Source organism: Myxococcus sp. CA051A, assembly GCF_013336705.1.
GTDB lineage: Bacteria > Myxococcota > Myxococcia > Myxococcales > Myxococcaceae > Myxococcus > Myxococcus llanfairpwllgwyngyllgogerychwyrndrobwllllantysiliogogogochensis.
Window position 1 is genome coordinate 510114 of record NZ_JABUMS010000008.1, and the last position, 18202, is coordinate 528315.

Here is an 18202-nt window from a genome sequence, read left to right on the forward strand (position 1 = left end):
GGGGTGTGACCGGGAAGGAGGCTCACGCTTCCTCCCCTCGTGGCGACTCGCGCTGGAGATCCAGCAGGTAGAGCTTCAAGTAGGCCTGGGCGCGACTGACGCGCTTGTAGGAATTGACCACGGTGATGTTCAAGCGACGCGCGCATTCCTCGTGATCCTCCACGTCCTCGTGGTGATACAGCTCCCATGCCGAGGCTTCCTTGGGGTGCTCCTGCTGGAGTCGTGCGAACGCGGCCCAGTACAGCTCCTGGGCGTCCGCCCGCTCCTCGGTCCTCCTGCCCATCTCCACGGCGCGAGACCGCTCGGACGGCGACTCTTCCATGGCGTCATCGGGGTCCGACGAAGGCGCCGCGAGCTCCTCGCGGTGCCTCCGGTAGAAGTCGATGGCCACGTGCTTGACGATGCGCAGGAAGAACGTCTTGGGAGACGCGCTCCGGCCCGGCATCTGCTGGGAGATGCCACGGAACTGATCCAACCCGCGGTCGAGGAACTTACCGACCGCGTCCTGGAAGAGCTCGTCCGAGTCCGCTGGGGACCCACGGCCGTAGCTCGCCTGAATCTTGCTGATGACGTACCGGGCAGGCCGGTTCCATCGCTGAACCAACGTACCGAGCGGGCCTCCAATGGGCTCGCCCGTGGCGCGGCGGCGGACCACCTCCGCGAACAATTCGTCATCCGTGAGCTGCTCGAACACCGGAAGGACCTGAGGGCTGTGCCCGGAGAACCGCCCCGGGAGATGGGGTTACAGGGATGTGGCGCGGCAAGGTACCACGTTGGCATCCGCAGGCAGCCTCCGAGTGGAGCAGAGGACCCCGGCCACCCGGACGACCGGACAGACGGAGCACCCAGGGAGGCCCGACCCGCGGGGCGCCGGTTTCCTGACAAATATCCCCCAAGAGAATGCGGGGAGGGGAGCGGGAATTTCCTCGTCAGGAACCCGGAAAGGCCGCGTCCCTGGCCGCAACGCTTTCGAGCGCCCGGCCCGAGAGGCCCTACACGCAGTGGTTCGACTCCACGCACCCGCCACCCGGTGGGTGACGCCGGCGGTCCGGCACTGAACTCCAAACTCAGCCCACCGGCCTCTCGACTCGGGCGCTCACTCTTCTTTCAAGGAACCCTGTCATGTCCCCCCGCACCATCGTCATCGGAGATCTCCACGGCTGCCACGACGAGGCCCTGGAGCTGCTCGCCAAGGTGGGGGCCACGTCCAGCGACCGGGTCATCTTCGCCGGGGACCTGGTGGACCGGGGCCCCAAGCCCCGCGAGTGCGTGGAGCTGGCGATGCGGCACGAGGCCATCCTCGGCAACCACGAGGAGAAGCACCTCCAGCAGCGCCACCGCGAGGATGACCGGCTGCTGCCGGACCACCTGGCGACGCGCCAGGCGCTCGACACCGAGCACTTCGACTGGATGGCGGGGCTGCCCCACTACCTCCGGTTGCCCGAGCACAACGCCATCGTCGTGCACGCCGGCATGCTGCCCCACCTGCCTGTCGAGAAGCAGGACCCCTACCACCTGCTCCACGCCCAGTGCATCCAGCCGCCCGGCAAGAAGAGTTGCTGGCCGTCCAAGGCACCGGCGGGATGGAAGTTCTGGACCCATCACTGGACGGGGCCAGAGCGGGTCATCTTCGGACACACCGTGTTCGACCAGCCGCTCGTCACCGAGCACGCGGTGGGTATCGACACCGGCTGCGTGTATGGCCGCTCACTGACGGCGGTGGTGTTGCCCACGTGGGAGCTCGTCTCGGTGCCTGCCCGGAGAAGCTACAAGGGTGGCAAGGACGTCGCGCGGTTCCCCATCCACGGCGACGTGTGCGTCTACTCCTGAGCACCCGCGCCTGACCGCCACCCGGTGGCGGTTGCGCATACAGCTTCGCGCCCGGCCGACGGGGCCAGACACGCCTGAGAGATGCGGGTTCGAGTCCCGCCGAGGCCGTCAGGCCTCGTAGTTCAACTGGCAGAACACTGGACACTCAATCCAGCAACACAGGCCTCGTCACTCGGGCGCACCCTCTCTCCCTCTCATCCCAGCTTCGCGCGGGTGGCCGTGCCTGGTGCACGAAAGGCCCCCGTGCGTTCCACGCGCGGTGCACTCCCCTCACGCCCTTTTGCGCCTGGGGTCCGCCCCGCGCCTGACCCGCCGCACGTCCCGAAAGGTGGCACCCCATGACGACCGCGAACCAGAACACCCCGCTGCTGCCCGAGACGCAGCGTGGCCCCGCCGAGCGCCTGCTGGACCTGGTGCTCAGCGGCTCCGCGCACCTGTGGCACAACCGGCCCGGGCTGGACGTGAACGGCACGTGGGTGGCCGCGGCGCACGCCACCCCGGCGCAGCGCACGCTCGGCAAGCCCGTGAAGCCGGGCCTCTTCGTGCCCGCGGCGGTGCGGCTCTACCGGCAGCTCCTGGACATCCACCGACTCAACTCGGAGCTGATGGCGCACTTCGCGTCGTACGCGCTGACGCAGACGGACTGGCGTGACCTGAAGGTGGCCACGTGCGCGCTCATGCTGGTGCAGGAGCACGCGGGTCAGCCCGTGGTCGGCGAGGACGGGAAGGTGGCGTTCCACGACGACGACTGGCGCGCCATTGGCGAGGCCATGGTGCTGCACTACGAGCGCAAGTCCACGCGCATGCTCACGCCCAAGGCGGTGCTGCGGGTGGCGGAGCTGCTCGAGCTGCCGGACATCGCGCGCCTCAACCGCGAGGCGGGCTTCGGAGACCCCGCGTCCCGCAAGGCGCCCATGGGCCGCTGGAAGCGCGTGGCGTCCCGGTGGCTGGCGGCGCGTGAGGCCAACCTGCCCATGCTCCAGGGCCTGGTGAAGGCGGGCTACAAGGAGACGCTGAAGAAGCTGGCGCGCAAGGCGGGGTACAAGCCGCGCGCGCAGGGCTTCTTCGAGGTGCTCGGCTGGAAGCAGAAGCAGTCCGAGGGCGGGCACCGCACGGTGGGCCTGAACGGGCTGACGCTCGTGAAGAGCCAGCGCTTCGACGGGTTGTCGGAGGCGGAGATCTGCGAGTGGATCGAGCTGGAGCGCCTCTCCTACAAGGAAGTGGTGGGCCGGCTGCCGAAGGACCTGGGCATGACTCCGGCCATCATGGCGGCGCTGCTGCCCTCGTTGTCGGACAGGGACTTGCGGCTGATGACGCCGACGCTCGAGGAGCTGGGGCTGTTGGCGGAGCCCTCCGTGCGCGGGCGCTGGGAGAAGGCCGTCCAGACGGCGACGGACCAGCGCGCGCTGAACATCGCGAAGAACGTGCGCAGCGAGGTGCTGCGCCAGAAGCTGGAGGAGGCGAGCGACAACGCGGCACGACAGGCGGTGGCGGAGGCTACGGCGGAGACCGACGTGAGGGTCATGTTCCTCATCGACAAGTCGGGCTCCATGGAGGGCGCCATCGAGAACTCGAAGGAGGCGCTGGCGCGCATCCTCGCGGGCTTCCCGATGGAGAAGCTGCACATCGCGGCGTTCGACACGATGGGCACCGTCCTCAAGCCGAAGGCGTCCAACCGCACGGCGGTGCAGCACATGCTCGAGCGGCTCAAGGCGTCGGGCGGCACGACTCACGCGGCCGGGGTGCATGCCCTGCACCGCGACGGCGTGAAGGTGCCGGAGGGGGCGAAGTTGGTGGTCATCGTCGTGGGCGACGAGGCGGGCGAGGCGGGAGACCAGTTCGCCCGGGCGTTCCGGGACTGCGGCTACACGGTGGCGGCGCTGGCGTTGCTGGTGAGCGTGGCGGGGGGCCGTGGCAACACGGTTCGCACGTGCGCGAGCTTCATGAAGGTGCCCTTCAGCGAGGTGAACGTGGACCAGTTCGCGGACCCCTACCAGGTCCCCCGGGTGCTCAAGGCGCTGCTGGATGCGCCGACACAGCCTGGTGCCAGCCAGTCCGGCTGGGTGGAGCGGGTGATGCGCACGCCGCTGTTGAAGGTGGCGTGAACCCGAAGTCGTGGTGACAAGGAGGCGGCGTGGACTACCGGAAGTTCCTCGGGAAGGTGGAGTCGGCGGTGCTGCCGTATCTGGGCGGCGGCACCGTGGACACCACCGCTTCGCGCCGCCTCCGTGTCACCTCCCCCGTGGCGCCGGGGTGGTGGCGCTTCGAGGTGAAGGGGCGGGAGGCCACGGCGCGTGAGCCTGCCAGCCCCGAAGGTCTGGACAGGCTGCCGCGCGTGCGAGGCCACATGTGGGGCGCTCGGCTGGTCCGCGAGGGCGCGGTGGCCGAGCCCCTGGAGTTGATGCCGGAGGAAGAGCCCGCCGTGCTCGCGCCCGTGAGTGCCCGGCGCTGGCATGACGGTTCGCTGCTGTTCGACGGCGTGGACTTCGAGGGCGAGGCGGAGGACCAGGCACGTCGAGCCCTGGAGGAGGGCCAGCCGCTCTCCACCGTGAAGGGCGTGAGCGCGCCGCTGCGGGCGGCCTATGGCTATGCGCTGCTGGAGTCGGCGTCGCGGACGCTCGACATCCGCTTCGCGCCAGCGGAGACGCGCGGCCGGGTACTGAGGGTGGCCGAGCAGGGCCGGGTCGAGGCGGAGTCCTGTCTGCGGGCCCTCGTCGCGGAGCGAGAGGCTCATCGGCGCGCGCTCGCGGCACGAGTGCTCACGGCGAGCGTGCAAGCACAGGCGGCGCAGACAGCGGAGGCAGCGCGGGCGCGGGCCATGGAGTTGGCGGAGCGGGCTCGGCGGCAGGTCGAGTTCACGGGGGCTCGACACGGGCGAGGCGCGCCGGTGGGCGACCACTCGCGCGCGGAGGTCGCGCTCCAGGGCGCGGGGGCGCGGTTGCTGAACCATCGACGGATGGGGGGACATCAACTGGAAGTGACGTTTGCCTTCATGGGGGAGCGCTTCATCTCCGTCGTCGACGCGAACACGCTTCAGGTGGTCGACGCGGGCGTGTGTCTGGCGGGAGCGGACAGCGAGGTGACGCTGGAGAGCCTTCCCTCGGTCATCCGCGAGGCCATCGACACGGATGTCCTGGTCATCACCCGGCACGCGTGACGTGCGGAGAGGAGGAGAGTCATGTCGACGCAAGAGGTCTGTCTGCTCATCGGCCAGGACGAGGAGGTGCTGTGGTGCGAGACCTCCGACAGTCCCGTCCTGCTGCCGGACTCCCGCACGCGGTGGGAGGCCATCTGGTACTGGCGTCACGAACTGGTGGAGGTGGCGCACAGTCATCCCGAGGGGCCGCTCGGCTTCTCCTCCGAGGATGAGACGACGATGACCGCGCTGACGGAGGCGCTCGGGCGCGCACCGCGCTTCTCCGTCGTGGCCCCCGGCGGCATGGTCACCCGCGTCGAGGGCCGCGATGTCTGGGTCTCCGACGAGCCCTGGTGGGCCGAGCCCCTGCGCGAAGTCTCGGGCATGACTCACGCGCCCATGGCACGCGCGTGATGCCCGCTCAGCTCGGGCGGCGCCACAGCTCCTTGAGGTCCTCGGGGAGCTGGTCCATGACGTCCTCGGCTTCCCCTTCGCTGATCTGATCTCTCACGGCGTTGAGGACCGCGCGCACCACGGGCACCACCGCGTCCGGGTTGAGCGCCAGGTCCTCCCCTACGCGCTTGAGCAGCGCCTCACGCCCGAAGCCCCCCGGCAACTCGTCCTCGTGGCGCTCGCACCGGTGGAGCAGTTCCGCCAGCTTGCTGGGGAGTTGCGCCTCCAGGTCCTCTGTCTCTTCACTGTTGATGCGCTGTTCCACCGCGCAGAGCACGGACACCGCGGCCTGCTCCGCCACCGCGGGCGACATGCCACCGCGCTCGCACAGGTGCTTGATGAAGGCCCGGTAGGTCTGGCTCGCGTGCGCGGCGCTTCGCCGGGCACGACGGGCCTCGATGGGCAGCTCGCCGCGCGCGCCTTCTCGTGAAGCCCGCCGGCCCTCTTGCTCCCGCTTGTCCGCCATGACCTGTCCTCCCGATGTGCCTTCGTGGGCATCAGGTTGCCCACGGCCCACCGGAGGAGCATCACTCGACCTGCATGGAAGGCGGGCCGCCGCCTCCCTGCCCGCTACGCGGCTTTACGCACGTAGGTGTCGTAGAGCGCGCCGAAGAAGAACCGCCCGAAGCGCAGCAGCGTCGACAGCCGACGCGAGGTGTCTCGGGCACTCGGCACGCGCAGCGTGGAGAGCTGCACGGCGAAGTCCTTTGCGTTCAACCGCAAGAGCCCCCGCGCGATGCAGGGCCCCGAGGCGTCATTCCCCCGGTGTACCGACACGAGCAGCCGTGTGGTGTCCACCCAGAGGTCGAAGCCCGCGTCGTCGTGGACGTCCTTATAGCCGTCGAGGAAGAAGCGCTCGCCCGACTCTGCCACCAGAGGAAGCTGGTAGTGCATCCGCCGCCCGCCCGGTCGCGCCGCCTCCCTCGTCATCAGATGCAGCTCGCCTCGCTCCACCGTCAGGGGCCGAGGAGACAACGACAAGGCCTCCACCACGCCAGAGAGTCCCAGGGGATGCAGCGGGTCTTCCAGCGTCCGCTCCAGGTCCTGCGTCTCCACCGTGACGATGAAGCGCAGCTGGGTCGCGTCGATGCGCTTCGGGTCTCCGGCGACGAGCGAGTTCTCCTCCACCGCGCCCGAGATGGAGCCGTACATCGTCTCGGTGAAGCGCACGCCCACTGGCACCCGCGCTCCCACGTCCGGCTCCTCCGTCGCGGGCGTGTAGTCGATGGTCCACCCGTACCGCTTCGCCATCAGCGCGGCGCAACGCTCGGCCACGGCGGAGAGGGTGAAGAGGGGGTTGGTCCCCAGCGGCCTCGGAATCACCGAGCCGTCACTGACATAGAGCCCGCCATGAACCTCGGTGCCTTCCTCGTGGGAGAAGACACGCCCTTCATGATCCACGACACCCGCGCTGGCGTCCTCGGCCATGACACAGCCACCGAGCGGATGCGTGCAGAGGACCTCATGTCCGGTGAGTCGATTCCACAGCGGGTTGCGCACGAACGTCCCGCCAAGGGCCGCCGTGGCTTCGCGCAGTCGACTGTCCACCCGCGCAAGCTCCGGCTGCGTGCCCACGTCCGGCCAGTTCACCCGAACCCGGTCGCCCTCCAGCCGCAGCTCACCGATACCCGCGTCGTGAGACATGACGAGGAAGGTCTGCGTGTGCCGCATGGCCCCATGGTACGGCCCGCGCACCGCGCTCTCCGCCACGCGCGCAAGCTCCTCCAGCTTGTCCTTCAGCCCCTCGTCCGTGTCTTCCCCGCCCACCGCGGCAGCGGCGGCGAGCAGCCCCAGCATCGGCCTTCCGAACGCCCCCGGCATGGCGCCATTCTCGATGACCATGCCGTCCTCCTGTCGGGAGGTCGCACGCGCGTCGATGATGCCGCTGATGGTCGGCCCCACGGGCTCGCGACCTTCCGCCGGATGCGTCCCGTGGCCCACGCCATTGATGGGGACGTCCGTGTTGTAGCCAAAGGCCATCACATCGCCATTGGCGCTGAAGCGTTGGCCCAGCATCCCCGACAACGGCAGGCCCAGTGCGCGGGAGCGCAGCAGGATTTCCGCTGTGCCCATGGTCCCCGCGGCGAGCACGACCATGTCCGCTGTCACCCACGGGTCCGGCGCCTCGAAGCGCTCACGGCCGCTGTTCATCGGCCGGTAGTAGATGCGCCAGCGTCCGCCGTCGCGCGCCAGGTAGCGCACCCCCACCTCGGTGAAGAGCTTCGCACCGTGGCGGTGCGCATCCGGCAGGTAGTTCATCAGCACGGAGTTCTTCGAGCCCTGGTTGCACCCGGTGAGGCAATCCCCGCACAGCGTGCAGGCGCCCTGTCGCACGCCCGCTTCATTCACGCCGCCCTCGAAGGAGACCGCCAGCGGTGGACGCCGGAAGGTGCCCCCCAGGTGGCGCGCGGCCCGCTCCATGGCCTCCAGCGAGGCCAGGGGCGGCGAGGACTCGGGATAGGGCGTGGGACGCAACATGCGCTCGGCCCAGGTGAAGCCGTCCTCGAGGCGGCCGGGCACATCCGCGCGAAGCGCCTCGGGCCAGCGCGGATCCTGGAACACGCGAGGGTCTGGCCGCAGCGTGACTCCGGCGTTGATGAGCGACGTGCCGCCCAGACCGCAGCCCGTCACGACGGCCACGTCCCCACCCCGGTGCAGCTCGAACAGGGCCGTGGAGCGACCCAGGTCGACGCCGCTCTCCGCCTCGAGGTGGACTTGGAATTCCTTGGCGAAGTCCGCCTCCGTGCGCGGGTAGTCGCCCGGCTGCAGTTCGCGCCCGCGCTCCAGCACACACACCTGGCGACCTGCGCGTGCGAGCCGGCTGGCGGTGATGGCACCCCCATAGCCCGACCCCACGACCACCACGGAGTAATGGGACTCCAGCTCACTCCACCGTGACGACAGCCTCCGCATCGACACTCCCAATGGCGACCCCCGCCCTCGCTTCACCACCTCCGGGGTACGGTGCCAATGCCCTGGCACTCCTTCCCGCGAAGGCGGCCGGGGTGACGTCCGCCCGGGCAGCCCAGCGCCAGGACCACGACCCCGTCATGAGGACTCCGGACATAGAGGGGGATGGGCCGGCGGTCAAATCAATGGGAGTCGCCTCACTCCAGCTCCGCGGCCTCACCGTCCGCGCGCCTCAGCGCATTCACCAGCCGATGTGCCTGGCGCGTGGTCTCCGGCTCGCGGTACTTCGGGCTGGCCCGCAGCACCAGCTCCACTGCCGTGGGCAGGTCCATCAGGTGACCCGGTGACACATAGACGGGCTGCACCGCCTTGCGCGTGCGGACCGCCATCCCCACGACCTCGCCCTTGTGGGTGATGGGTGACGTGGCACCTCGCGCCTCCCCCAGCTTGCCGTGCGTCCCCACCAGCAGGGACTTGCCACAGCCGATGGAGGGAATCCCGAACAGCAACCCACCATGGCTCGCGATGCCCAGCCTGCGCGGATGCGCGATGCCGTGCCCGTCGAAGATGAGCACGTCGGGCTTCACCGTGAGCCGCTCCCAGGCGACCGCCACCACGGGCAGCTCGCGAAAGGACAACAGGCCCGGCACGTACGGAAACCCGAGGGTGACCGCGGAGCCAGCCTGCGCCACCGGAGAGAGCGTGGCCGCGTCCAGCACGACGATGCCGCCGAACCCCGTGTCATTCCCCTTCTCCGTGGACACATCGGCGCCCGCGATGCGCGCCACCCGAAGTCCCGCGGGCGGATGGAGCACCACGCGCTCCTTGAGCTGACGCTGAAGCGCCACCGCCTCCGTCGGCGTGACATCCCAACGATGCATCTCCGGCTGAAGCTCCATGCGGGGTCCGCCTCCTCGTGTGCCCCAAGTCTGCGAACCCGCACCGCTCCGGCAACCCGCCACGGCACTCGCGAGCACCTCCGGCGTGAACCATCCAACGTCCACACGGCCCCGGCGGGCTGACCACGTGTCCCCTGTCACACTGCCCTCCGGGTCCGGCCTGGAATGCCGAGACACCGTGCGTACCCTGCTCGCTCCCAGGCATCGGTGAAGCCCGCTCCCATGGACCTCTCCCCGAGTCACGCCTGGGTCGCTAGAGGGGCCGGCCCACGGGAGCGTCGCATGTCCGGGAGTATCTGATGCGTCGAGTCCTCGCAGGCTGTCTGGCCGTATCCGCGCTGGGAACCACCTTCCCCGCCGCCGCGTCTGAGTGCGGCTACACCGCGGCGGGCTGGAATGCCCCCAACGGAGCGGTGGTGTTCAGTCGCAGTGATGAAGGTCCCATCCGCAATGTGATTGATGCCATTGGCGAGTTCCGCACGCACTCCATGCTCTCGCATGGCGCCACGGGAGGCGTGACTCACGCCACCATGAGGGACCCCGACCAGAACTCATGGCCCACCGTCTGCGGAACACCGCTCAACATCAACCAGCTCCGGGACGGCTACCCCGGGCTGGAGCAGATCAACCAGGGCGGCATCTACCATTACCTGTACGACGCGAATGGCCATGGCCCCGACTGGACCGCGTGGCAACTGGGAGACGCAACGGGCGCGGCGCGCATCGCGGACAGTCTCTGGTTCAACCACCCGTATGCCAGCGATGTGTCCCGCGTCGACGGCAGCCAGCTCATCGACCGGCCCCTGTGGAACGGGGCGCGCGTGCCGTATTCGTTGTTCCAGTACAGGGACGTGGAGTCGGCGCACCAGATTCCCGGCGGCGCGGCCAACAACGGAATGATGTGCTCGAGTTTTCTCGCCTACGCCCACAACTACGCGGGCAGGGGCCTCGTCACCACGCACACCTATCCGCACGAGGTCATCGCCAACGCGTCCAATACCATCCACTGGGGCGTGCATGGCCAGTGCAAGGAGTCGCTCGGCTGGTTCGAGAACGCCGCGCTGACCGTCATCTGCCCCGTCTTCTGGAACGTGTGCACCAACGCCGGCAACCAGGTGGCCAACTGCATGTCCGCCAATCGCTGCGACACGAGCAGCAGCGTCATCTGGAAGGGCGTGCGCGACGACCCCAACGCCACCGCCACCTCCATCAGCCCGGACCGCATCGGCGGCTGGAGCGTGCATCCCGTCTCCACCACGCTGTGGGCCTCCGACTACTCCCACCAGCTCCAGTGGAACTCCGGCGGCAACGTCTACGGCTGCTGGCAGTAAGCGCTCTTCCCCACTGAATCGACAGGAGCCCCCGGATGAATCCCTCGGAACCGCCCTGGTGGCGCCGAAGACTCACTTTCATGCTCGGTCTCGGAATCGCGGCGCTGGTGGCCGGCGGGTTGCTCTCCCTGGAGCCACCCGCTCCGCCAGATGCCACGCCTGTCGCCGCGGCGGACCACCGTCCTCCACCCACGCCCACCAGCGCCGCTCCGGTGCTGCCCACGAAAGTGGAACCCGTGGTCCGCCCCGCACCGAAACCCGCGCCCGCCCCCATCATCGACAGCGTGACGGTGGAGAAGCAGGAGGTCTGCTCCGGCGAGGACAACCTCATCAACGTCCGGGCGCACTCGCCGGACGGCAATGACGCCTATCTCCACACCACCATTGGCGCGGGCATTGGCATGCGCGTTCCCCTGCGTGTCTGGCGCGAGCCGGATGGGACGTACGAGCTGCCCACCGTGACGGTGTTCGGCAAGGACAACGTCGCCACCACCGTGCAGGTGCCCCGATACACCGTGAAGGACTGCGAGCCCGAGCGACTGGTCGAGGTCTTCTCCCGGCGCGCCCCCAACACCGAGGAGGACTTCGAGTTCCTCGCGCGCATCCTCGAACCACCGCGAAGGGACAAGGCCGCACGGGCTTCTTTCACGCCCGTGCGGTTCGTCTGGACCTTCGACGACCAACACACGGTGACGACGAGCACGCCCATGGTGACCCAGACGTTGAGCCCCGACGTCACGCGTCCCCGCGCCATGTACATCCAGCACCTCGTCCGGGTGGACGTGTTCGATGCCACGGGCAAGAAGGTGACGGGCCGCTCGTCGCTTCAGCTCCTCGACAGCACCTTCGAGAACTTCGACAAGAAGGGCGTCGTCACAATCCTGGCGGTGGGGACCCCACGATTCCCCGTGGAGGATGCGGACGGCGTGGTCCGACAGAGCTTCCGCCTGTCCCACCGCTGGAAGGGACCCGTGCGACTGGAGCGCGTCACCGCGCTGCGCGCGCGCACACCGGAGCCCGATGCCCCGCCCCTGCCCGAGGACACCGAGGAGGTGAATCTGGATGTGGACACCCTCCCTGAAGGGCGGGGCGTGGACATCCCCGTCTCCCTGGACACGCGGTCCGAGTCGGGCGTGACGCAAGTCACCTACCTGCTGGAGGGCACCACCGCGGACGGGCACCCCGCGCGCGGAACCTTCTCCGTGATGCGTCCCCCTCCCCGCCCCACCCGGGAGAACAGCACCCCGGTGACGGACCCGCTGCTGCTGGCGAAGGTGAAGCGGGCACGGGAGCTGCTCGGCCAGCCCTTCGTCACCGACGAGGACCTCTGGCGACTGGAGCGAGAGGGACGCTTCAAGGACCTCAAGGTCCAACGCGACACACCGTGAGCACGCTCCATCCACCGGGCGGGAGCGACCACTCCCGCCTGGCTGGCGACCACTGAGCGCCACGCGGGGGCCCGGGCCTGGAGGGCGTGATGTCCTTCCAGGCCCATGCCTCGCGCCCTCCTCCGCACCCTGTCTCCGCTGCTGGTCCTGCTGATGTGGAGCACCGGCACCCTCAACTCCGCCGCCGCGCCACCGGCCACGACGACGCCTTCCTCACCTGACCTGGACGTCCCCTCGGTCCAGGCACTCGAAGTCCTCGAGCAGCGAATCCTCGGGCTCGGCTGCAAGCCCAAGCTGCTGGGCGATGCGAACCGCCGCTTCTCCGAGGCCCAGCTCCTGTGTGCCGCGCACCTGTCCTTCATCCTCGTCCAACTGTCGCTGGATGGCGCCCACCTGCCAGAGACACCTCGACGCGTGAAGGCCCTGCTCGACGATGCCCTGACGAAAGGACGTGGGCCCTTCCTCTCCGACGGCAGCGCACGCGTGGAGGAACACCTCCTGCCCCACAGCGTGCTCTACCGAGGTTATGTGCTGTTGATGCTCGCGGGAATGGAGCGCGCGGGGCTGGCCGACCCGGCGTCGACGGCACTCTTCGACACCCTGGCCGAAAAGCTCGTGGAGGCACTCTCGCGGCAGCTCCTGCTGCCCTCGTTCGGCAAGTCCATCTGGCCTTGTGACAGCGCCCCCGCCGCCGCGGGCCTGTTGCTGCATGGGCGACTGCGCGGCAACGCCGCGTCTCTCGCCATGGGCGAGCGGCTCACGGCCCGACTGGTGGAGCTCGCCGCCCTGCCCTCGGGGTTTCCCACCCGGGTGAACGCCAAGGGGAAGCTCGTCGAGTCCACGCCGCGCGGCACCGCGCTGGCATGGACGGGCGCCTTCCTTGCCATGGGCTCACACCCCGCCGCGTCCACCTTCACCACCACCCTGGTGAAGGGCTACTGCGACCGTCCCGGAGGAGACCTGCTCCCCTTCGCCGCCTGCCGGGAATGGCCCCGGGGCGTGAAGGGCCGCGAGGACGCCGCGAGCGGACCGCTCCTGCACGGCGGCTACTCCGTGGGCGCCAGCGCCCTGGCCATCGCCGCCACCCGCCTCTCCCCGGAACACCGCGCCTGGCACCAGGACCTGCTCAATACCGCGCGAGAAATGGGCATCCGACCCATGCTCGAAAAGCCACACAAACACCCGCTGGAGACGGCGCTGTATTGGTGGGGAGCCAACGCTCGTCCCTGGTAGGCAATGCGCCCGCATGTCGGCGAACACCCAGGACGTTCAATGACGAACCGCTGTCTCATCCCAGAGGGCTAAATCAGGATTAAGCCGAATTTAAAGTCCATCCGTATCATTCCGCGTAACCCATTGCAGGGGGATGAGACATGAATCGACGGATGACGAAGCTGACCCTGGCCATGGGTGGACTGGCGCTGCTGGGCGCCTGCTCGAGCAGCCGGCCGGCATGCAAGGACCCGTCGGCCACCGCCGCGCTCCTCGCGCCACCGACGGAGAAGTTCCTCACGGTTCGCAAGAACGTGCCGGGTGAGTACGTGGTGGTGCTCAAGGCGCCCGAGCCGGGACTGCAGGCGCTCGCCGTCACCCAGGCCACTCTGAACCTCACGCAGAAGTACGGCGGCACCGCTTTCGCGGTGTACGAGCACGCGCTGCGCGGCTTCGCCAGCCGGATGAGCGAGGACCAGGCGCGCGCCCTCGCCGAGGACCCCTCGGTCGCCTACGTCCAGGAGAACGGGGTGCTGTCCATCCGGGAGAGCCAGCCGAGCCCCACCTGGGGCATCGACCGCGTGGACCAGCGCACGCTGCCGCTGGACAAGCTCTACATGTACAACGCCACGGGGCTGGGGGTGCACGTGTACATCCTCGACACCGGCGTGCGGTTCTCGCACCGCGAGTTCGGTGGCAGGGCGTCTGTCGGGTTCGACGCCATTGGCGACAGCATGAAGGGCAATGATTGTCATGGCCACGGAACCCACGTAGCGGGCACGGCGGCGGGCAGCACGTATGGGCTCGCCAAGAACGCCACCGTGCACTCCGTCCGGGTGCTCGCGTGCAACGGCTCGGGCTCCACGGCCCAGGTCATCGCGGGCATTGACTGGGTGACGAAGAACCACCAGGCCCCGGCCGTGGCGAACATGAGCCTGGGCGGAGACTCGGACCCGGCCATCGACGAAGCGGTCCGCCGCTCCATCGCCTCGGGCGTCACCTACGTGCTCGCCGCGGGCAATGAGTCCGGCGATGCCTGCAAGCACTCCCCGGCGCGGACGGCGGAGGCCATCACCGTCGCCGCCACCGACACCAGCGACAAGCGCACGTCCTTCTCCAACTACGGCGACTGCGTGGACGTCTTCGCCCCCGGCAACAAAATCACCTCCGCCTGGCACTACGGCGACAGGGAGTCGCGAGAGATGAGCGGCACCTCCATGTCCGCACCCCACGTGACGGGGGTGGCCGCGCTCTGGCTGGAGCTGAACCCCAATGCCACGCCCGATACCGTCGCCAGCGCGCTGTTCGACAACGCCACGCTCGACAAGGTGCGTAGCCCCGGCGAGTGCACGCCCAACCGCATGGCCTACTCGGGCTTCATCGGCGCCGTGCCGGTGCTGCCCACCGTGAGCACGGAGCCCGCGACGACGCCGGCACCCGTGAGCGGCGAAACCTCGAAGTAAGCGTCCGGCCGCGAGGACCCCTCCCCCTCGCGGCCCCCGAGGGCCGGACTCCGTCATCACGACGGAGCCCGGCCCTCGTCTTTTCACGCAGCGCCTGTCCCGAGTCAGGACGCCTGGCGCGCCTCCGTCCCGCGAGGTGCCTGGCCGGCCGCCCTTTTCGCGGCCCCTGGCACGCGCGAGGAGGCGCGAGACGACCATGGCGACCCTGAACATCACCTATGACGGCATGTCCGCGGATGTGCCGGTGGAGCTGGACCGGCCGGTGTCGGACTCCGACGTGCGCCGCATCGCCGCGGAGCTGATTCGCGCGGGCGGAGTGCCGGGCCTCCATCTGGCCCACCTGCGCGACGACGCGTTCCAGCACTTCGTCGTGGACCGGTTCCGGGGTGCGCGCGGCGACGAGCGCATCTACCTGCGCCCCAAGGTGCCCTTCGGGGCCCGCTGAGGAGCCGCCATGCGCATCCTCTTCTGCGGCGTGGGCGCCATCGGCTCCCAGGCGGCCCTCCTGTGCCGCAACCTGGAGGCCACCCTGGTCTTCGTCGACTTCGACCGCGTGGAGTCCAAGAACCTGCTCGCCCAGGCCCACGTGAAGCCCTCCCTGGGAAAGAACAAGGCCGAGGCCCTCAAGCTCCAACTCCTCAACCTGCACGGCGTGAAGACGGAGTCCTTCGGCGTGCGCGTCACCCGCGACAACGTGGCGGCGTTGTGTGGTGGCGCGGACCTGCTGGTGGACTGCTTCGACAACCAGGACAGCCGCCAGCTCCTCAGCGACTTCGCCCGAGGAGCAGGCAAGCCCCTGGTGCACGGCGCGGTGAGCGCTGACGGGACGTTCGGTCTGGTCCGCTGGGACGAGCGCTTCGTCCCGGACGCGGAGGACACCGCGGGCCAGGCCACCTGCGAGGGGGGCGCGCACCTGCCCCTCCTGGGCTTGCTGGCCGCCACGCTCGCCCGCTCCGTGCAGGACTTCATCAAGCAAGGAGTGAAGCGGGACGCGTTGGTGAATCTCTCCTCCGTCGTCCCCACCACCCACCACTGACCCCGATTTGACGGGGACACCCCGCCTCTCTCTACTCAGGGACGCCAATGGCCCAGGACATTCTCTTCGACATGGAAACGAGCGATCCGGACGACGCGCTCACGCTCTGCCTGTTGGCCACACATCCCGCCGTCGCGCTGCGCGCGGTGACCGTGACACCCGGCACGCTGGCACAGGTGGGGATGGTGCGACACCTGCTCGCACGTGCCGGCAGGAGTGATGTGCCCGTGGGCGCGCGCAATCCGGCGGCGGAGAAGGAGAGCCTTTCGGCCTTCCACACCCAATGGCTGGGGCAACTACCTCCCTCCACTCCGGATGCCCTGGCGCACGAGGTGCTGGCGCTCGTGCTCGGGCGGTTCCCCGAGGCAACACTGCTCACGGGTGCGCCGCTCCAGAATCTGCGATTGCTGCTGGAGCTTCACCCGGACATCAAGCTGCACCGGTGGGTGGCGCAGGGCGGCTTCGCTGGCGACAACGTGGTTCCACCCGAGCACCGGCTGCCCAAGTTCGAGGGCCGGCGAACCTGTCCGACCTTCAACTTCAACGGAGACCCCAAGGGCGCACTGCTGGCCCTGTCCTCGGACCGCGTGGGCCGACGCGAACTCGTGTCCAAGAACGTCACCCATGGCCTGGCCTACGACGGCCCCTTTCACGAGCGCATGCGGCCTTATGCCTCGACGACACCGGGGCTCGGGCTCATCTTCGAGGCCATGGAGCGCTACCTGGCGCAGCGCCCCGAAGGCAAACTCCTGCACGACCCCATCGCCGCATGCGCGGCCATCGACCCCGAAATCATCACCTGGGCGGAAGTGGAGATGGTGCGCCAGCGCGGAGAGTGGGGAGCCGAGCTTGCGCAGGGTACGCAGACGTTCATCTCGGTGGCCCTGGACTCCGAGCGCTTCTTCCAGACGTTCGTGGGAATCGACGCCGCGACAAGAAACAATCGCGGCGCTTGTCAGAGATGAAAATCAACCGCCGTAGATTCCCCCAGAAAGGAGCGGTGACCATGAAGACGGTGACGATGCAGTCGAGCAAGGCGAAGCACAGCTATCGAAACAACCCCTGGCCCCAGTTCGACGCCGCCTCCTGCTCCTTCTCGAGCACCGGCTCGATTCGCAACGTGGGATTCGGCCACCTTCACGGCCATCCGCCCGTACCCTGCTGACGCTCGCGCTTCGTCATCGACGCGCCAAGCCACGCAGAGGCCGGGCTCCCATCCAGGGGACCCGGCCTTTCGGCTTTCGGGCCTCCGCTCCTCCAGGGGACGTAGAGCGTTACGGCAGACGCGCGGGCCTGTAGAGCCCGAGCCCGACAGGGCCTGCTGGGTTCAACTCCCAGCGTCCCCATGCGCCACACGAGCAGGGTCCGCCTCACCCAAACCCAGACATCTTTCAGGGGTATAGCTCAAAGGCAGAGCACTCGCTTGATAAGCGGGTGATCCCGGTTCGACTCCGGGTACCCCGACTCCATGTTGGCCGAAGGCGAATGGTGAGCCACCGGGATGTGACCCCGGGGAAGAGGGTTCGAATCCCTCCGGTCAACCTGACAGTTCCAGCTCCCTGACAACTGAATCGTCGTGGTGAATGCACGCCGCCTGCTCGCATGGGGGTGGCGGCAATATGCCTCCGTAGCTCATTGGAAGAGCATCCGCCTCTTAAGCGGACGGCGAGGGTTCGAATCCCTCCGGAGGTACTCGAAGCAGCGATAACAACGCGGGTGTCGTCCAGCGGTAGGATGGCGGTTTCCCATACCGTCGACACGGGTTCGAATCCCGTCGCCCGCTTCACATGTGTCACTTTCATACCGGAGTCGTCTAATGAGCGAGGATGGCGGATTCTGACTCCGCAGGTGCAGGTGCAATTCCTGCCTCCGGTTCTCTCTTCACGCAGCACATTCCCCGGTAGCTCAATGGCAGAGCGCGCGGCTGTTAACCGCGAAGTTGAGGGTTCGAGTCCCTCCTGGGGAGCTGATTGAAAGGGCCTGCAAACTGGCAGGGCCTTTTCGGTTAACACGAGTCGCTCGATGGACTGCATCAGTCACTCGTGCTTAAGCCCCTGAATTACAAGGGATTTTGCCCCACGGCGTTTCAGAGGACACTCTCTACGCTCTGCGACTCAGAACGCGATTGCCCATCCATTCGGCCGCAGATTGGGCTGTCTGGGGCTCTCTTGCGCCCAATCTGGGGAGAGAGGAACCGAGAGCGGTTAACAGGCGCTGTTAACCGTTGGGGCAGCGGTTAACACAATTCCCCGAGACCCCTAGTTCTCCGCTCTAGGGTTTCCAGGACGGCCGCTCTCTCTGCTTTCCGGTTTCGTCCCCTACATGCTTTGCAGGCTTCCGAAGGGAGTCGCAAGGCGGTTACGGGGCTCCTGCCGGAGGCCGGCCTGGGCACTCCTGCGCTTCGTCCCCGGCGGCCCGGTCGTGTCCCTATAAGTGTGTAGTCGGCGAGCAGGGATGAGCGTGAAAGAGGGAAGCTCCTCGGTGAAACCAACCGAGACGGTCTCCCCCTGGCAGGGGAGCCGAGGAGTTCCCGCCGTGGACGAT

Annotated in this window: 16 protein-coding genes and 7 tRNA genes; 19 read left to right on the forward strand and 4 right to left on the reverse strand. The window is 68.5% G+C overall.

The window, feature by feature from the left end:
- Positions 1 to 22 precede the first annotated feature (22 nt).
- Positions 23 to 694: an RNA polymerase sigma factor gene (locus HUA74_RS24960; RefSeq protein ID WP_141642259.1), complete on the reverse strand. Its 672-nt coding sequence runs from the start codon at positions 692 to 694 to the stop codon at positions 23 to 25.
- A gap of 428 nt (positions 695 to 1122) precedes the next feature.
- Between HUA74_RS24960 and HUA74_RS24965 the strand changes: the two genes are divergently transcribed.
- From HUA74_RS24965 to HUA74_RS24980, 4 genes are all read left to right on the forward strand, one after another.
- Complete coding sequence (locus HUA74_RS24965; protein WP_174456546.1) at positions 1123 to 1830, forward strand: metallophosphoesterase; 708 nt, start codon at positions 1123 to 1125, stop codon at positions 1828 to 1830.
- A 338-nt stretch (positions 1831 to 2168) separates the two neighbouring features.
- Entirely contained in the window at positions 2169 to 3935 is a 1767-nt protein-coding gene (locus tag HUA74_RS24970; protein WP_174456547.1) for a VWA domain-containing protein, read from the forward strand.
- 29 nt (positions 3936 to 3964) lie between these two features.
- Positions 3965 to 4987: a hypothetical protein gene (locus HUA74_RS24975; RefSeq protein WP_174456548.1), complete on the forward strand. Its 1023-nt coding sequence runs from the start codon at positions 3965 to 3967 to the stop codon at positions 4985 to 4987.
- A gap of 21 nt (positions 4988 to 5008) precedes the next feature.
- Positions 5009 to 5380, forward strand: coding sequence for a hypothetical protein (locus tag HUA74_RS24980; RefSeq protein WP_174456549.1), 372 nt, complete (start codon positions 5009 to 5011; stop codon positions 5378 to 5380).
- Positions 5381 to 5387: 7 nt separating this feature from the next.
- Here HUA74_RS24980 and HUA74_RS24985 read toward each other — a convergent pair whose 3' ends face one another.
- From HUA74_RS24985 to nfi, 3 genes are all read right to left on the reverse strand, one after another.
- Complete coding sequence (locus tag HUA74_RS24985) at positions 5388 to 5885, reverse strand: DUF2267 domain-containing protein (RefSeq protein ID WP_174456550.1); 498 nt, start codon at positions 5883 to 5885, stop codon at positions 5388 to 5390.
- A 104-nt stretch (positions 5886 to 5989) separates the two neighbouring features.
- Positions 5990 to 8332 (reverse strand): GMC family oxidoreductase N-terminal domain-containing protein, encoded by a 2343-nt coding sequence (locus HUA74_RS24990; RefSeq protein WP_174456551.1) that lies wholly within the window; start codon positions 8330 to 8332, stop codon positions 5990 to 5992.
- A 194-nt stretch (positions 8333 to 8526) separates the two neighbouring features.
- Positions 8527 to 9228, reverse strand: a complete 702-nt coding sequence (gene nfi / locus HUA74_RS24995; protein WP_174456552.1) for a deoxyribonuclease V — start codon at positions 9226 to 9228, stop codon at positions 8527 to 8529.
- A 299-nt stretch (positions 9229 to 9527) separates the two neighbouring features.
- On the opposite strand from nfi, the gene HUA74_RS25000 reads away from it, so the two are divergent.
- From HUA74_RS25000 to HUA74_RS25070, 15 genes are all read left to right on the forward strand, one after another.
- Positions 9528 to 10559 carry a hypothetical protein gene (locus HUA74_RS25000; RefSeq protein WP_141642251.1) on the forward strand — a complete coding sequence of 344 codons (1032 nt, stop codon included), beginning with the start codon at positions 9528 to 9530 and terminating at the stop codon, positions 10557 to 10559.
- Between the two features lie 80 nt (positions 10560 to 10639).
- Entirely contained in the window at positions 10640 to 11947 is a 1308-nt protein-coding gene (locus tag HUA74_RS25005) for a hypothetical protein (protein WP_254614577.1), read from the forward strand.
- Positions 11948 to 12052: 105 nt separating this feature from the next.
- Positions 12053 to 13180: a hypothetical protein gene (locus HUA74_RS25010; RefSeq protein WP_174456554.1), complete on the forward strand. Its 1128-nt coding sequence runs from the start codon at positions 12053 to 12055 to the stop codon at positions 13178 to 13180.
- A 152-nt stretch (positions 13181 to 13332) separates the two neighbouring features.
- Positions 13333 to 14622: a S8 family peptidase gene (locus HUA74_RS25015; protein WP_246137131.1), complete on the forward strand. Its 1290-nt coding sequence runs from the start codon at positions 13333 to 13335 to the stop codon at positions 14620 to 14622.
- 196 nt (positions 14623 to 14818) lie between these two features.
- Positions 14819 to 15067 (forward strand): hypothetical protein, encoded by a 249-nt coding sequence (locus HUA74_RS25020; RefSeq protein WP_141642248.1) that lies wholly within the window; start codon positions 14819 to 14821, stop codon positions 15065 to 15067.
- A 9-nt stretch (positions 15068 to 15076) separates the two neighbouring features.
- Entirely contained in the window at positions 15077 to 15658 is a 582-nt protein-coding gene (locus HUA74_RS25025) for a ThiF family adenylyltransferase (protein WP_174456555.1), read from the forward strand.
- A gap of 71 nt (positions 15659 to 15729) precedes the next feature.
- The gene (locus HUA74_RS25030; protein WP_254625220.1) at positions 15730 to 16623 is read left to right on the forward strand and encodes a nucleoside hydrolase; all 894 of its coding nucleotides are present in this window, start codon (positions 15730 to 15732) and stop codon (positions 16621 to 16623) included.
- Positions 16624 to 16664: 41 nt separating this feature from the next.
- On the forward strand, positions 16665 to 16823 hold the full coding sequence (locus HUA74_RS25035) for a hypothetical protein (RefSeq protein WP_174456557.1): 159 nt from the start codon (positions 16665 to 16667) through the stop codon (positions 16821 to 16823).
- A gap of 95 nt (positions 16824 to 16918) precedes the next feature.
- Positions 16919 to 17004: transfer RNA gene (locus tag HUA74_RS25040), tRNA-Tyr, on the forward strand.
- 47 nt (positions 17005 to 17051) lie between these two features.
- A tRNA-Ile gene (locus HUA74_RS25045) sits at positions 17052 to 17122 on the forward strand.
- A gap of 7 nt (positions 17123 to 17129) precedes the next feature.
- Positions 17130 to 17200: transfer RNA gene (locus tag HUA74_RS25050), tRNA-His, on the forward strand.
- A 79-nt stretch (positions 17201 to 17279) separates the two neighbouring features.
- A tRNA-Lys gene (locus tag HUA74_RS25055) sits at positions 17280 to 17350 on the forward strand.
- Between the two features lie 20 nt (positions 17351 to 17370).
- Positions 17371 to 17441, forward strand: a tRNA-Gly gene (locus tag HUA74_RS25060).
- 19 nt (positions 17442 to 17460) lie between these two features.
- Positions 17461 to 17533: transfer RNA gene (locus HUA74_RS25065), tRNA-Gln, on the forward strand.
- Between the two features lie 19 nt (positions 17534 to 17552).
- Positions 17553 to 17624, forward strand: a tRNA-Asn gene (locus HUA74_RS25070).
- Positions 17625 to 18202 lie beyond the last annotated feature (578 nt).

Bases quoted from the DNA above. Each gene is read 5' to 3' on its own strand.
- HUA74_RS24965 (WP_174456546.1), top strand. From the start codon at position 1,123: ATGTCCCCCCGCACCATCGTCATCGGAGATCTCCACGGCTGCCACGAC.
- HUA74_RS24970 (WP_174456547.1), top strand. From the start codon at position 2,169: ATGACGACCGCGAACCAGAACACCCCGCTGCTGCCCGAGACGCAGCGT.
- HUA74_RS24980 (WP_174456549.1), top strand. From the start codon at position 5,009: ATGTCGACGCAAGAGGTCTGTCTGCTCATCGGCCAGGACGAGGAGGTG.
- HUA74_RS24985 (WP_174456550.1), bottom strand. From the start codon at position 5,885: ATGGCGGACAAGCGGGAGCAAGAGGGCCGGCGGGCTTCACGAGAAGGC.
- HUA74_RS24990 (WP_174456551.1), bottom strand. From the start codon at position 8,332: ATGCGGAGGCTGTCGTCACGGTGGAGTGAGCTGGAGTCCCATTACTCC.
- nfi (WP_174456552.1), bottom strand. From the start codon at position 9,228: ATGGAGCTTCAGCCGGAGATGCATCGTTGGGATGTCACGCCGACGGAG.
- HUA74_RS25000 (WP_141642251.1), top strand. From the start codon at position 9,528: ATGCGTCGAGTCCTCGCAGGCTGTCTGGCCGTATCCGCGCTGGGAACC.
- HUA74_RS25005 (WP_254614577.1), top strand. From the start codon at position 10,640: ATGCTCGGTCTCGGAATCGCGGCGCTGGTGGCCGGCGGGTTGCTCTCC.
- HUA74_RS25010 (WP_174456554.1), top strand. From the start codon at position 12,053: ATGCCTCGCGCCCTCCTCCGCACCCTGTCTCCGCTGCTGGTCCTGCTG.
- HUA74_RS25015 (WP_246137131.1), top strand. From the start codon at position 13,333: ATGACGAAGCTGACCCTGGCCATGGGTGGACTGGCGCTGCTGGGCGCC.
- HUA74_RS25020 (WP_141642248.1), top strand. From the start codon at position 14,819: ATGGCGACCCTGAACATCACCTATGACGGCATGTCCGCGGATGTGCCG.
- HUA74_RS25025 (WP_174456555.1), top strand. From the start codon at position 15,077: ATGCGCATCCTCTTCTGCGGCGTGGGCGCCATCGGCTCCCAGGCGGCC.
- HUA74_RS25030 (WP_254625220.1), top strand. From the start codon at position 15,730: ATGGAAACGAGCGATCCGGACGACGCGCTCACGCTCTGCCTGTTGGCC.
- HUA74_RS25035 (WP_174456557.1), top strand. From the start codon at position 16,665: ATGAAGACGGTGACGATGCAGTCGAGCAAGGCGAAGCACAGCTATCGA.